We start from the raw sequence: 13534 nt of genomic DNA, 5'->3' as shown, positions 1-13534 counted from the left end.
GACGTTTCGTGGAGGGAAGTTTGAACAGCATGATGATCTGGTATCATTGTCTTCGCGAAAAAACCATTACCCCAGCTCATCATGCCAAGAACAATGTTATCAAAATCTTTATGGAATACGCTAGCTGTATTAATGCAACAACATGGATGTATTTACCACAAAGACGCGCATTACCTGACTTTCGAAGGGATCCTTTATCGAATGAGAACGGGATGTCCGTGGCGGGATTTACCCGATGAATTTGGCAAATGGAATACGCTTTTTAAGCGCTTTAACGCCTGGTCAAAGAAAGGTGTTTTTGAATTATTATTCAAATTGTTATCTGAAAATACAGACACCGAATGGTTATTCATTGATGGGAGTATTATCCGCGCTCATCAACATAGCTCAGGGGCAACTTCAACAGAAGATGAAGCCATTGGTAAAAGTCGAGGTGGACGTTCGACTAAAATTCATTTGGCCGTAGACAGTTATGGTTTGCCTGTCCATTTTGAGCTGTCAGGGGGTCAAACGCACGACATTGTACATGCAGAAAGTTTGGTCACCCATTCACCCGCATCCGATTTTGTGATCGCGGATAAAGGTTACGATAGCGGTACTTTCAGAGATTTCGTTGAAAAACAAGGTTCAAAAACGGTCATTCCCTATCGAAAAAATAGCCGAAAACCCGATAAAAGTATTGATGAAGATTTATACTGTTATCGGCATTTGGTCGAAAATGCGTTTGCCAGAATAAAACATTTTCGAGCTATTGCGACAAGATACGATAAATTGGCGCGAAATTACGCCAGTATGTTGGCACTGGCGTTTGTCATTATATGGTTACCGATGTGGGTTGAGTAAATGGTGAACTCAAAACGTCAACAGCCCCTAATATTTGAGGAAATTATTCAACAATTCATGTCCCTGCTCACTAAGAATGCTTTCTGGATGAAATTGCACCCCTTCCAGTGGCAAAGTACGGTGACGTATTCCCATGATTTCATCTACGTCGCCATTATGCTGACTCCAGGCCGTCACTTCAAATGAAGCCGGCAGCGTCTCTGCGGCAATGACCAGAGAGTGATAACGCGTGACCGTCAATGGACGATCTAATCCTTTGAATACCCCTTGCTGGATATGGTGGATCAGACTGGTTTTTCCATGCATCACTTCATGAGCTTTCACAACCTTGGCACCAAAAGCCTGACCTATTGCCTGATGCCCCAGACACACTCCCAGAATGGGCAATTTCCCTGCAAAATGTGAAATCGCTTCCAACGAGATCCCTGCTTCATTCGGCGTGCAAGGCCCCGGAGAAATGACTAAATGAGTAGGTGCCAAATCTTCGATATCTTCAAGCTGAATTTCATCATTACGCTTAACTAAAACCTCTGTCCCTAACTCACAAAAATATTGGTATAAATTAAATGTAAAAGAATCGTAGTTATCTATTATTAGTAACATAGGAGTATATCCTACTGATTATTATAGTCTTATAAGTTGCCCTACCCCGTTGGGGTATTATGCATTCTGTATAACAGTAAAATCAGGTAAAGCAGTATTAACAACAATGGGGAACTAATCATACCACAGAAGCACTTTTAAAATAGTGGTACGGCGACCGCATTACCATAATGCAACATGATGTAACAACGTAGAAATGGCAGAGAGAAGGGGGAATGTAAACGGTACTCAAACAACCAGTTATGATTATCCGAATACCGTATTATACCAATCACCTTTCAAGATACTCATTGTTTCTCCCCGCTTCGCGGGGAGAAACAATGAGTTATGTTGTCTTATAATGAGCAACTTGAAAGATAACGCGTAATATGTCGGTTCGGGCTGTTAAGGTTCAACCTTGGCAGACAAGATCACAATAGGTTTTACCGGTACATTTTGGTAAGGGCCAACATTTTCTGTTTTGACTTGAGAAATTTTATCAACTACATCCATGCCTTTGACGACTTTGCCAAAGACTGCATAACCGAAATCACGCTGCCCGTGGTCAAGAAAAGCATTATCGGTCACGTTAATAAAAAACTGACTGGTTGCGCTGTCCTTATCTGCGGTACGTGCCATAGCAATAGTACCCCGCAGATTCCGCAGACCGTTATCTGCTTCATTTTTGATTGGCTCTTTGGTCGCTTTTTGTTTCATATCCTTTGTAAAGCCACCGCCCTGGATCATAAAGCCTGGGATAACACGATGAAAAATAGTGTTGTTATAAAATCCCTCATTGACATACTCAACGAAATTCTTGGTAGTCATTGGTGCCTTATTGCTATCTAACTCAAGTTCGATTTCTCCAGCCGATGTTACCAGCTTCACGTGAGTTTCAGCGGCTAATGCTGGGACAGCTATCGCACTGATAGCACATGCAGTCATAAGCGACACAAAAATACGTTTAAACATTGATGATTCCTTTATTTTTGAGGTCAACAATAAAACTCATAACAACAAAACTCATTAAGTGTAATTCCCTATGGAGTGAAGTTCCAAAGATTTACCTACATTTACGAGTTATATAACTTTTATATTCACATACTTAAACAGGCGTTATTTTGAGAATAACCCCATATTAATACGCTTCCCCATGTCAAAGCATAAAAGTTGAAGATTGATGAACACTCGACAGTATGATCAGAATAATTCAAAATCTGTAAGCTCAGTTTCTTAAACTATGCCTTCAGATATTTTTTCCAAAGTAGTCACTACTATGAACTATAAAGCAAGATTGAACCCCGAAAAAGTATTGATTTTGCGGATTATTCATAAAAAGAATCTATTGTGGATTTTTCAAAAAAATACGGTGTTCAGAACATTTTCAAGCTCAAATTTGAAGCACAAAACGATGGGGCATATGTCCACAACTTAACTCATTGACCCAATGCATTAGAGGAAGCAGTCACCTGAATTAATAGGTTGAGCAGACTCATCAAGTTACGCCTGTCCACAAGCGGTTGCTCTCGGTATAATCACCGGGCTATTTTTGTGTATTCCTCAGGGAGATAACCATTTTGACCATCAAAAACTACAACTATCATATGACCCACTTTATTACGAGTGCACCTGACATTCGCCACCTGCCTCAAGATGTGGGCATTGAGGTCGCGTTTGCCGGTAGGTCAAATGCGGGTAAATCCAGCGCCCTGAATGCGCTGACCCGCCAAAAAAGCCTTGCACGAACCAGTAAAACCCCTGGCCGTACCCAATTAATTAACCTGTTCGAAGTAGAAGAAGGGGTCCGTCTGGTCGACTTGCCAGGCTATGGTTACGCTGAAGTCCCAGAAGAGATGAAACGTAAATGGCAGAAGGCGTTGGGAGAGTATCTCCAGAAGCGCGAATGCCTGTTAGGGCTGGTGGTTTTGATGGATATCCGCCATCCGCTGAAAGATCTGGATAGGCAAATGATTGAATGGGCGGTCGTGACGCAAGTCCCCGTCATGGTATTGCTAACTAAAGCCGACAAACTGGCTTCCGGTGCCCGTAAAAGCCAATTGGCAAAAGTTCGTCAGGAATTGACCTCTTTGGGTGGTGATATTCAGATTGAATACTTCTCCGCCTTGAAAAAAATCGGCATCGATAAACTAGAGCAAAAACTCAACCTTTGGTTCAATCAACCTGCCCTTGAAGCGGAATAACTCCGAACTCTTCCCTGCCATAAATCGGGTATAAAAAAACGCCCCAGTCAAAAGAGATGACTGGGGCAGCTAATATTCAGCTAAATCCGATTACGTGAAGTAAAAGGTCTGAAAGATAGAACATCTTACCTCTGTACCCTACGCCGATAACTTTAACCTATTCTTTTAATCAAAAAAAGACTTTTTTGTAATTAATTTTCACCAATTACCTCGATTCAGCTGTTAACATTTAAGCAAATCAGGTTATTATGACACCATTAATGTAGTTTAATTACATAATTGTGAGATCTAGATCTAATCTAAAACCTAACTGAAATTCTTGTCACACGCCCCTTCACGGCGTAATTGAAATCATTTTAGTTCATTAAATAAGCTGCATTTTCATAAAAATCATTCAATAAAAAAGAACCGCATTTTTGCGGCTCTTTTTCAGCTTCTAAAATAAACGGTACATCAATGTGCCTGATCCCAATTATCACCAATCCCAACATCCACTTTTAACGGCACAGCAAGCTGCATACTTTGTTCCATCAGCTCCCTGATTTTCTGTCCTGCGGTTTCCAGCTCTGATTCATGGACTTCAAATACCAATTCATCGTGAACCTGCATGATCATGCGCACATTTGGCTGTTCACTGACAATCCAGTTATCTACCGCAATCATAGCCAATTTGATGATATCCGCTGCCGTTCCCTGCATCGGTGCATTGATAGCTTCACGCTCTGACGCCTTGCGGCGCATGGCATTACGCGATTTGATATCCGGCAGGTATAACCGACGGCCTTCCAGCGTTTCGACAAATCCATGATCAGCCGCCTGCGCCCGTGTACGTTCCATATAAGCCAACACCCCTGGATAACGTTCAAAATAGAGATCCATATAGCGCTGTGCTTCACCACGCGGAATGCCTAACTGGCGGGACAGACCAAACGAACTCATGCCGTAAATCAGGCCAAAGTTAATCGCTTTAGCACTGCGACGCTGCTCGCTAGTCACTTGCTCCAATGGAACACCAAACACTTCCGCAGCCGTCGCACGGTGGATGTCCTTACCTTGGGCAAATGCTTCCAACAGGCCTTTGTCCTGTGACAAATGCGCCATAATGCGCAATTCAATCTGTGAATAGTCCGCCGCCATAATGCGATAACCTTCTGGTGCAACAAATGCCTGACGGATGCGACGCCCTTCACCATTGCGAACAGGGATGTTTTGCAAATTTGGATCACGGGAAGAGAGACGTCCCGTCGCCGTTACCGCCTGATGATAAGAGGTATGAACTCGATTCGTCAGTGGGTGCACCATCTGAGGCAATTTATCAGTATAAGTGGTTTTCAATTTTGCCAGGCCACGATGTTCCAAAATCACCCTTGCCAATTCATGGTGTTCTGCCAACTCCTCCAGCACTTCTTCATTCGTTGATGGCGCACCAGTTGGCGTTTTTTTCAAGACAGGCAAGTTCATTTTTTCAAATAAGATGACTTGTAGCTGCTTTGGTGACGACAGATTGAATTCTTCCCCTGCTAATTCATAAGCGGATTTTTCCAACTCATCCAAACGCGCCGTGATTTCTCTTGAATGTTCTGCCAATGTTTGGGCGTTGATCAACACCCCTGTTCTCTCCATACGGGATAGCACCGGCACCAGCGGCATTTCGATCTTCTGGAAAACTTTTTGCAGAGTTGGAACATTTTCTAACTGGGGATACATGACCTGATGTAGCCTAAGAGTCACATCCGCATCTTCCGCTGCATATTTTGCGGCCTCCTCCAATGGGATTTGATTGAAGGTGAGTTGCTTTTTACCCTTGCCGGCAATTTCTTCAAATGTGGTGGTCTTATAACCCAGATGACGATCAGCAAGGCTATCCATATCATGCCGCCCTGCTACGCTGTTCAAAACATACGATTCCAGCATGGTATCGAAAACAATGCCATTTAAAGCAATGTCATAACGTGCCAAAACCCCACGATCAAATTTCAGGTTTTGACCAATTTTAGGCAGATTAACATCCTCCAGCAGCGGTTTTAAGGTGGCGAGCACTTCATGCAGCTCCAATTGCTGTGGCGCATCCAGATAATCGTGTCCCAATGGCAGATAAGCGGCTTCAACTTCTGATTCCCCCACGGCAATGGCAAAGGACATCCCCACCAGGTTAGCTGTTAAGGTGTCAAGACTGTCGGTTTCAGTATCAAAAGAGAACGCCGGAGCCTGTTTCAGCTTTTCAATCCACTGATCAAGGGATTGGCGTTCAAGGATAGTTTGATAGTTTTCCGGTGAAATTTTAGCGCCAGCTGGTACAACAGCCACTGGTTCTGACTTAGCGTTGGCTGAGGCAGGTTTTTTTCCATTGCCTTCCAGCCAACTGCCATTCTGCACGTCACTGATCCACCGTTTGAATTCATAATGACTAAACAGTGCCAGTAACGCCTCCGTATCCGGTGGCATAACAGAAAGCTCTAAACAGGTCTTATCCAACTCAACGTCAGTTTTGATTGTCGCCAATTGGTAGGAAAGATAAGCCACTTCTTTATATTGTTCCATTTTACCACCCAGAGTTTTGGCTCCACGGAAACCAAGTGTGGCAATATCATCAAGCCGGGCATAGATCTCATCCAATCCGCCAATACCCTGCAATAGTCCCAGAGCGGTTTTTTCACCCACTCCCGGCACCCCCGGAATATTATCGGAAGAATCCCCCATTAAGGCGAGAAAATCGATCATCAGTTCAGGGGGAATGCCATATTTTTCCTTAACCTCTTCTGGCCCCAAAATAGTATTGGTCATCGTGTTAATCAGTGTGATATTTGGCGTCACCAATTGAGCCATATCCTTATCACCAGTACTAATGAGCACCGAACGGCCCTCTTTTGCAGCCTGCAACGCTAATGTACCGATGACATCATCAGCTTCAACGCCTGTCACAACCAGAATTGGCAGTCCCATAGCCTTGACCATTTTGTGCAGCGGTTCAATCTGCAAGCGCAAATCATCTGGCATAGGCGGCCGATGGGATTTGTATTCAGCAAATAGCTCATCACGGAACGTTTTGCCTTTGGCATCAAACACAACCGCCACATGACTGGGTTTGTACTGCATGATCAAACTTCGCAGCATATTCAGAACGCCATACATGGCGCCAGTCGGCTCTCCCGAACTGTTTGTCAGTGGAGGAAACGCATGGTATGCACGATAAAGGTATGAAGAACCATCAACCAAAATCAGGGGATTGTCTGCTATCTGTGCCATAAAATTTTCTTTGTCGTTCTGTGGGATGGATTGATGAATAAAGAATAGAATGCCATATTGTGCCGTTATAGACGAATTTTGCGGGAATTTTCTCGTACTAACTTGCATTTTATGACAAATATTCTGATAAGTACTCTGTGGATAACTTTGTGCACAAAAAAATGACATATAAAACAGATTGATGTTTATTATCACAAAGAGTGGAAAACAGAAGATGAAAAATCAATGAATTACACGGAACATTAAATAAATATTACAACCGCTTTAAAATCACTGACTTGTGGATATTACCGGAATTTATGTTATGAAAGGTGTTTTTTGGCAAGTATTGTGCCAACTTTCTCATAGCCGACACAATACCTATATCATTTTATATTAATACTAGCGTTTTTGTTTCGTTACGCCACCCTCTGGCAACTTATTTTTTGTTCACCAGATAGTTCACAACATCAGAGAATTTCTGTGAGTAATCCAAAGCTGAACGAGTATCAATTCCACCATTGTTAATCAAGTACTTGCCATTAACAAAGATCGCCGGAACACCGCGCAAATTGAAATCCTGGGCCGCCTGACGCTCTTTAGCGGCCACCGACTGCACGATAAAGCTGTTCAGGGCTGCATCGTATTCTTCACCAGACACTCCCGCTTTGATGAAAGCATTGCGGATATCTTCCTTGCTAATGATGGTTTGGCTTTTCTGAATGCCATCAAACAAAATAGGGGTGACTTTATCTTCAATCTTCATCACAATGGCGACAGCCCAGGCATCAGTCAATGCTTTTCCCAAAGGCCCAAGAAAATCCACATGGTAACGTTCATGGGTCACACCTGCTGGCAAATTTTTCTCAACAGTAGTAGGAACATGATAAATATGTTCAAACTGATAGCAGTGAGGACAATAAAAAGAGAAAAACTCCACCACCTGGGGCTGATTCGCAACCGGATTTTTTAACTCGGTATACTGTTTGCCTTCGGAAAAACCAGAAGCTGATGCATTAAATGCCATAAACGCTCCCACCAGTGCTAGCCAAAATTTCTTCATAATGGTCTCCAAAAAAATTAATACATCGGGTTGAGCTGTAAAGGTGGCTCTTGTAACAGCCGGACTTGTTCAGAAAAAAGACTCACTTGCTTATGCCAAAAATCACTATCAGCCATCCACGGAAACGCTTTGGGAAAAGCCGGATCTTGCCAGCGACGAGCAACCCAAGCTAAATAATAGACTATTCGCATCGCACGCAGAGGCTCTATTAATGCCAAGGTCTTGGGATCAAATGCCATAAATTGACCATATGACTCAAGCAAGATATCCAACTGGATCAACCGTTCTTGCCGTGATCCACTCAGCAACATCCACAAATCCTGAATAGCAGGGCCATTGCGAGCATCATCAAGATCCACAAACCACGCTTCATTACGCCACAAGATATTACCAGCATGGCAATCCCCATGCAGCCGCAATACTTGCCAGTTATCATGCCATTGGCTTGCGACTGCCTGATTCAATTCATTTAATGCAACCAAAAAATCCTGTTTATGACTCGTGGGAATGAGTTCACATTCAGCCAAACATTGATACGGCTGATATAAATATTCATTCAAGTTAAGTGTAGGACGAGCAGAAAATGTTTTTTTTGCCCCAATTTGATGCATTCTTCCCAGTAATCGCCCAACATCTTCTAGTTGGTCAAAACTATCTGACTCATACTGACGCCCTCCCACACTGGGAAAAATGGCAAAAAAGAAACCACCATAATTCAGCACCGTCTGCCCATCAAATATCAACGGTGCGGCCACGGGCAAATCGGCCTGCTGCAATTCATGTGCAAGATCATGTTCCTCCTGAATTTGCTGCTGACTCCAGCGCAGGGGACGATAAAATTTCACAACATAGCGTTTACGGTTTTCATCCATGAACTGATACACCCGATTTTCATAGCTATTCAGTTCGGTTAGACCTGAATCAAGGTACAGGCCAGATTGCCCCAATGCATCCATGATTAAATCTGGTGTAATATTTTGAAAATTAAAAGCCTTCGATTCCATCACAACACAGTTCTCTCTTCATCAATCTTTAATAATGCCCCGGGCACGCAACAACGCCGTTTTAAAATCTTCTTCATAATCTTTTTTCACGCCAGGGATTTCTGCATGGCTATCCATGCCGCGCATTTTCAGGTGATAAATCAAAATATCATCCGTTAATTCAGACAACTGTCCTGTGAATCCCGCTTCATCAGCCAGTTTTTGCAAAAGCGCCAGCAGATTTAAATCCGGCTCATTCTTCCATACTGGATGTAAAAGTTCGATGACTTCATTGAGGCGGTAATGCTTCATTTTTAGTTCCTTATAAATCACGATACAAATTAGCAGGGTTAATGACTTTGAGAAAGCATTGGTCTGTCAATCAGCGTAAAGTTATACTGCCACCTCAAGCAGCATGGTTAGATATTGATTCACAATTGAAAGACAAAGGGTATACCAAACATTAAATATTTCATTGCCCAATATCAGGTGGTTTAACATGACGCATCTAAAAATCAGTGGCGCAATTCTGGCTGGGGGATTATCCACCCGCATGGGGGGAAACGACAAAGGATTGCTGCAATTTAACAATGCACCACTATACCAGCACATTGCCACAAGATTGCAGCCACAGGTTCATGAATTGTTGATTAATGCCAATCGCAATCTGGAGATTTATCATCAAAGTGGCTATCCCATCATACCGGATATCATTGCCGATTTTTCCGGGCCATTGGCAGGTATGTTGGCGGTTTTAAAAAACGCTATCCACGAGTGGGTGGTATTTGTCCCTTGCGATGTCCCCAATTTTCCTGAAAACCTGGTCGAAAAACTGTGGCACTACAAACAAGACGCTTGGGCTGCTTATGCACATGATTGCGAACGCACGCACCCGACCTTGGTATTAATGCACCGCAATCTCATCCCTCGTCTGGAAAGCTATCTCGCTTTGGGGGACAGAAAGCTGATGTTCTTTATGCAAATGATTAAGGCAAAGGCGGTCTATTTTCCCAATCCCAATGCATTCACCAACTTAAATACCCCTGAAGAATGCCATCACTGGGAATACCATCATTGGGAACACCTTCAGGAGACGGCATGAACCACCGCCTCAACGACATAAAACTGCCGATTTTGGGTATCACGGCTTATAGTGGAACCGGAAAAACGACGCTATTGAAGCAAGTCATTCCACTGTTACGCCAGCAACATATCCGCGTTGGGCTGATTAAGCATACTCACCACAATATGGATGTCGATAAGCCAGGCAAGGATAGTTACGAGCTACGCAAAGCGGGGGCTGCACAAACGTTGGTTGCCAGCCAGCAACGCTGGGCTTTGATGACTGAAACGCCAGAATTGCCGGAACTGGATCTTGACTATCTTGCCAGCCGATTTGATGCAAATTTGTCGGATCTGATTTTGGTTGAAGGATTCAAACATGAACCCATCCCCAAAATCGCTCTTTATCGAGATGGCCTCAACCACACCGTTGATGAGCTTCTCGATCCCTATGTAATAGCAATTGCCAGCGATATTGCGCTGGCAACTCCCCTTCCACAGCTTGATATCAATCGACCGGAACAAGTGGCGGCATTTATTACCAAATGGTTACATCAATAACAGTGGTTATAACAATAAGAATATTTCCTGTCATTCGAGCTGTTATTCGCTTTTGCCTTAGTTCCTTTCCGGCATCAAACCAATAAAAGTCGTTTTTTTGCGAGGTTCAGTCATCAATGCTGCCAACTTTTCGACACAGCGCAGGTAATGAGGCGTTTTCTTATGTGCCGCAACTGCCGCTTCGTCAGCGTAGGCTTCATAGATATAAAAGCGGGTTGGGATATTCTCATCACGCAATACATCGAACCGTAAATTACCTGGCTCTTTAACAGAGCCAAGGTGATTATCCCGAAATACTTCAATAAATTCGTCTATCTTGTCGGCTTTAACATTAATTTCCACTAATGTAACGTGCATATTATTCTCCCTTGGCTTTTTCACTCAGGAAAAACTCATAAGCCTGAGCAGGTTTCTCATTGTGATGCACCACGGCCTGCACAGCTTTCAGCATCGCAACAGGGGCTTCCGACTGGAAGATATTACGTCCCATATCCACACCCGATGCCCCCTGATCAATCGCCTGATAGCACATATTTAACGCGTCCAGTTCCGGCAGTTTCTTACCACCTGCAATCACAATCGGCACAGGACAGCCCGCCACAACCCGCTCAAAACCGCTATCAACATAATAGGTTTTGATGATGTTTGCCCCCATTTCGGCTGCAATGCGAGTCGCTAACGAAAAGTAACGTTGGTCACGCGCCATCTCTTTACCAACACCTGTTACCGCCATTGTTGGCATACCATAGCGTGTTCCCTGATCCACCAGCTTGATAATGTTCTTGATAGATTGGTGTTCGTGTTCTGAACCGATATAGACCTGTGCTGCAACCGCACAGACATTGAGACGCAGTGCATCTTCCATCGCTACCGCAACAGCTTCATTGGAGAGCTCAGTCAGAATAGAGTTAGCCCCAGACGCACGCAGGACTACAGGTTTATTGGTTGCCGGGGGAACCTGACTGCGCAGGATACCGCGGGTACACATCAACACATCGGTGTATTCAAACAACGGGGCGATATTGATATCAATACGTTCCAAACCTGTCGTTGGGCCCTGAAAATAACCGTGGTCAAATGCCAGCATCACCGTTTTATGGGTGGCAGGATTGAAAATCCGTGACAAACGGGACTGCATCCCCCAATCCAGTGCACCACAGCCTTTCAGTTCAAATAGCGTGTTCTGTTGCGGTGTATTAATGCCAAAATCTTTACCATCTTTGATATCATCTAAATCTGCCATTTCTCCCTCCAGAAAGGTGTCAGGACTGCATACCAGCCCCATGCATTAGAAATCGTACTGATTGATATTGTCTTTGGTGAAAATTACCCGCTCCGGCATGACAACAATGCCATTGCCTTTCGCCTCATAACGGTATCCTTGTACACTGTTGGGTGAGATTTCAACACTGCCAATACCAGGAATATTCAATTTATCTCCCACATTCAGTTCGCCTTTTTACAATATCTCATTGGTAACATGAATGGCTATCTTGCCCTGCTTGACTACATCCCACAAAGCGAACTGTTTGACCGTATCAGATGCTATCATCTTGAAGTACCTTAGCAAGAGTCAGCGTGAAATCAATCTGCTTAATACCTACCCTTACCTTAAACCAGAAAACTGCTTACTGATCCCACGGGCAACTAAAAGCGGAGCACTGTTAGTCGGACTCAGGCAAAACGGATCATGGGAATTAGTGGCAATATTGTTCTGTGACATCACGTACCTCATGACATTTTGGGTTTGCGTTTCTGACACCGATGCGAGATTGAACATTTATTTAATTTAAAAACTTTTGTTCAAGACTCTAATGTAAAACTTAAGATTTTTTCAATTATCAGATCACATTTTGTGAAAAATTTAGATCCACATTGAAATATGTTCAAATTTTGCGATAAGCATCTAGTACATTAGAGATATTTATGCTTATTCTTTCCTCGTGGATAAAGAAGTTATTATGTCGACCAAATTAAATCAGAAACAATCAGTCTCAGAGAAAAGCGTATTATCCGAGGAAATTGACTATTCAAGCTACAGCTACCCAGGAAATAGCATGAGTGAAGAAGAACTAATGGCCCGCATTGCCTGGTTTTACTATCACGATGGTCTGACGCAAGGAGACATCGGTGAATTACTCGGCCTCAGTCGCCTGAAAGTTTCCCGTCTGTTAGAGAAAGGGCGGCAATCTGGCGTGATCCGCGTTCAGATCAATTCGCGCTATGAAGGGTGTTTAGAGTTGGAAAGTGCTTTGCAAAAACGCTTTAATCTCAGACAGGTTCGCGTATTACCTACCCTTGATGGCATGAATCTGAATGCGCGTCTTGGTATCGGAGCCGCTCACCTGTTAATGGCGCTGATTGAACCTCACCAGCTATTAGCGATTGGATTTGGTGAAACACCGATGTGTACTTTGCAGCATCTGAGCGGTTTTATCTCATCTCAGCAAATTCGGTTGGTGACACTGTCAGGCGGTGTTGGCCCTTATATGACAGGTATTGGCCAGCTTGATGCAGCCTGTCCTGTCAGCATCATTCCGGCACCACTGCGAGCCTCTACCCATCAAGTTGCGGCGACATTTCGCGAAGAGCGCAGTGTACGGGACGTGATTTTGGCAGCTTGTGCGGCCGATACTGCTATCGTCGGGATCGGCGCCATCAAACAGAAGCAACATGCAACTATCATGCGTTCCGGCTACATCAGCGATGGCGAACAATTGATGTTTGGCCGCAAAGGTGCTATCGGTGACATTCTTGGTTACTTCTTCAATATGGAAGGTGAGCTGATCAGCGATATTGATATCCATCAGGAACTGATCGGCATTTCATTGCCAGAAATGAAAACCATTCCTAATGTCATTGGTGTAGCAGGCGGCATTGAAAAAGCAGATGCTATCGTTGCTGCACTGAAAGGGGGTTACATTAATTCACTGGTGACAGAAGAACAGACCGCGAAAGCTATGTTAATTTGATCGACGAATAATCTCTATCCATCCCCTGTGCCATATCGAATA

The 13534-nt window shown here is 43.8% G+C and carries 15 protein-coding genes and 1 pseudogene; 6 read left to right on the top strand and 10 right to left on the bottom strand.

All coding sequences use genetic code 11. From position 1 onward, the window contains the following. Window positions 1–81 precede the first annotated feature (81 nt). Window positions 82–843: an IS5 family transposase gene (locus AAC853_RS05970; RefSeq protein WP_340613576.1), complete on the top strand. Its 762-nt coding sequence runs from the start codon at window positions 82–84 to the stop codon at window positions 841–843. A gap of 27 nt (window positions 844–870) precedes the next feature. Here the strand turns inward: AAC853_RS05970 and AAC853_RS05965 are convergent, their stop codons facing one another. Both AAC853_RS05965 and ppiA read right to left on the bottom strand, forming a co-directional pair. After that, on the bottom strand, window positions 871–1446 hold the full coding sequence (locus AAC853_RS05965; protein ID WP_338884115.1) for an aminodeoxychorismate synthase component II: 576 nt from the start codon (window positions 1444–1446) through the stop codon (window positions 871–873). Between the two features lie 384 nt (window positions 1447–1830). Continuing rightward, the gene (ppiA, locus tag AAC853_RS05960) at window positions 1831–2397 is read right to left on the bottom strand and encodes a peptidylprolyl isomerase A (RefSeq protein WP_273557548.1); all 567 of its coding nucleotides are present in this window, start codon (window positions 2395–2397) and stop codon (window positions 1831–1833) included. A 605-nt stretch (window positions 2398–3002) separates the two neighbouring features. Between ppiA and yihA the strand changes: the two genes are divergently transcribed. Continuing rightward, window positions 3003–3626, top strand: coding sequence for a ribosome biogenesis GTP-binding protein YihA/YsxC (gene yihA, locus AAC853_RS05955; protein WP_340613965.1), 624 nt, complete (start codon window positions 3003–3005; stop codon window positions 3624–3626). 76 nt (window positions 3627–3702) lie between these two features. Here the strand turns inward: yihA and spfP are convergent, their stop codons facing one another. The 5 genes from spfP to AAC853_RS05935 form a co-directional block, all read right to left on the bottom strand. Beyond that, window positions 3703–3750: a small protein SpfP gene (gene spfP, locus AAC853_RS17960; protein ID WP_438361642.1), complete on the bottom strand. Its 48-nt coding sequence runs from the start codon at window positions 3748–3750 to the stop codon at window positions 3703–3705. Window positions 3751–4079: 329 nt separating this feature from the next. Beyond that, window positions 4080–6872, bottom strand: a complete 2793-nt coding sequence (polA, locus tag AAC853_RS05950; protein WP_340613964.1) for a DNA polymerase I — start codon at window positions 6870–6872, stop codon at window positions 4080–4082. Between the two features lie 418 nt (window positions 6873–7290). After that, window positions 7291–7914, bottom strand: coding sequence for a thiol:disulfide interchange protein DsbA (gene dsbA, locus AAC853_RS05945; RefSeq protein WP_273557541.1), 624 nt, complete (start codon window positions 7912–7914; stop codon window positions 7291–7293). Between the two features lie 17 nt (window positions 7915–7931). Continuing rightward, window positions 7932–8918, bottom strand: a complete 987-nt coding sequence (locus tag AAC853_RS05940; RefSeq protein WP_338885506.1) for a serine/threonine protein kinase — start codon at window positions 8916–8918, stop codon at window positions 7932–7934. Between the two features lie 21 nt (window positions 8919–8939). Further along, complete coding sequence (locus AAC853_RS05935; RefSeq protein WP_273557540.1) at window positions 8940–9209, bottom strand: YihD family protein; 270 nt, start codon at window positions 9207–9209, stop codon at window positions 8940–8942. 187 nt (window positions 9210–9396) lie between these two features. On the opposite strand from AAC853_RS05935, the gene mobA reads away from it, so the two are divergent. Together mobA and mobB are read left to right on the top strand one after the other, a co-directional pair. Then, entirely contained in the window at window positions 9397–9999 is a 603-nt protein-coding gene (gene mobA / locus AAC853_RS05930) for a molybdenum cofactor guanylyltransferase MobA (protein ID WP_340613963.1), read from the top strand. Then, window positions 9996–10520: a molybdopterin-guanine dinucleotide biosynthesis protein MobB gene (gene mobB / locus AAC853_RS05925; RefSeq protein WP_340613962.1), complete on the top strand. Its 525-nt coding sequence runs from the start codon at window positions 9996–9998 to the stop codon at window positions 10518–10520. Before mobA ends, mobB begins: the two co-directional genes overlap by 4 nt. A 57-nt stretch (window positions 10521–10577) precedes the next feature. On the opposite strand, the gene lsrG is transcribed toward mobB, so the two are convergent. The 3 genes and pseudogenes from lsrG to AAC853_RS05910 all read right to left on the bottom strand — a co-directional run. Next, window positions 10578–10877 carry a (4S)-4-hydroxy-5-phosphonooxypentane-2,3-dione isomerase gene (lsrG, locus tag AAC853_RS05920; RefSeq protein ID WP_338884108.1) on the bottom strand — a complete coding sequence of 100 codons (300 nt, stop codon included), beginning with the start codon at window positions 10875–10877 and terminating at the stop codon, window positions 10578–10580. A 1-nt stretch (window position 10878) separates the two neighbouring features. After that, entirely contained in the window at window positions 10879–11763 is an 885-nt protein-coding gene (gene lsrF, locus AAC853_RS05915; protein ID WP_340613961.1) for a 3-hydroxy-5-phosphonooxypentane-2,4-dione thiolase, read from the bottom strand. A gap of 45 nt (window positions 11764–11808) precedes the next feature. Further along, window positions 11809–12057: pseudogene (locus tag AAC853_RS05910) on the bottom strand (autoinducer 2 ABC transporter substrate-binding protein LsrB); the annotation flags it as partial. Between AAC853_RS05910 and AAC853_RS05905 the strand changes: the two are divergent. Together AAC853_RS05905 and lsrR are read left to right on the top strand one after the other, a co-directional pair. After that, entirely contained in the window at window positions 12005–12313 is a 309-nt protein-coding gene (locus tag AAC853_RS05905; protein ID WP_340614182.1) for a hypothetical protein, read from the top strand. The pseudogene AAC853_RS05910 and the gene AAC853_RS05905 sit on opposite strands and share 53 nt — an antisense overlap. Window positions 12314–12481: 168 nt before the next feature. Further along, window positions 12482–13492 carry a transcriptional regulator LsrR gene (lsrR, locus tag AAC853_RS05900; protein WP_340613960.1) on the top strand — a complete coding sequence of 337 codons (1011 nt, stop codon included), beginning with the start codon at window positions 12482–12484 and terminating at the stop codon, window positions 13490–13492. Window positions 13493–13534 lie beyond the last annotated feature (42 nt).

It is taken from the genome of Xenorhabdus thailandensis, assembly GCF_037996785.1.
Taxonomy (GTDB): Bacteria; Pseudomonadota; Gammaproteobacteria; order Enterobacterales; family Enterobacteriaceae; genus Xenorhabdus; species Xenorhabdus griffiniae.
Note: the sequence above shows the minus strand (reverse complement) of the source record. Positions and strands in the feature narration are given on the sequence as shown.

Coding starts and splice junctions, on each gene's coding strand:
- AAC853_RS05970 (WP_340613576.1), top strand. CDS start 82: ATGCCAAGAACAATGTTATCAAAATCTTTATGGAATACGCTAGCTGTA.
- AAC853_RS05965 (WP_338884115.1), bottom strand. CDS start 1,446: ATGTTACTAATAATAGATAACTACGATTCTTTTACATTTAATTTATAC.
- ppiA (WP_273557548.1), bottom strand. CDS start 2,397: ATGTTTAAACGTATTTTTGTGTCGCTTATGACTGCATGTGCTATCAGT.
- polA (WP_340613964.1), bottom strand. CDS start 6,872: ATGGCACAGATAGCAGACAATCCCCTGATTTTGGTTGATGGTTCTTCA.
- dsbA (WP_273557541.1), bottom strand. CDS start 7,914: ATGAAGAAATTTTGGCTAGCACTGGTGGGAGCGTTTATGGCATTTAAT.
- AAC853_RS05940 (WP_338885506.1), bottom strand. CDS start 8,918: ATGGAATCGAAGGCTTTTAATTTTCAAAATATTACACCAGATTTAATC.
- AAC853_RS05935 (WP_273557540.1), bottom strand. CDS start 9,209: ATGAAGCATTACCGCCTCAATGAAGTCATCGAACTTTTACATCCAGTA.
- mobA (WP_340613963.1), top strand. CDS start 9,397: ATGACGCATCTAAAAATCAGTGGCGCAATTCTGGCTGGGGGATTATCC.
- mobB (WP_340613962.1), top strand. CDS start 9,996: ATGAACCACCGCCTCAACGACATAAAACTGCCGATTTTGGGTATCACG.
- lsrG (WP_338884108.1), bottom strand. CDS start 10,877: ATGCACGTTACATTAGTGGAAATTAATGTTAAAGCCGACAAGATAGAC.
- lsrF (WP_340613961.1), bottom strand. CDS start 11,763: ATGGCAGATTTAGATGATATCAAAGATGGTAAAGATTTTGGCATTAAT.
- AAC853_RS05905 (WP_340614182.1), top strand. CDS start 12,005: ATGGCTATCTTGCCCTGCTTGACTACATCCCACAAAGCGAACTGTTTG.
- lsrR (WP_340613960.1), top strand. CDS start 12,482: ATGTCGACCAAATTAAATCAGAAACAATCAGTCTCAGAGAAAAGCGTA.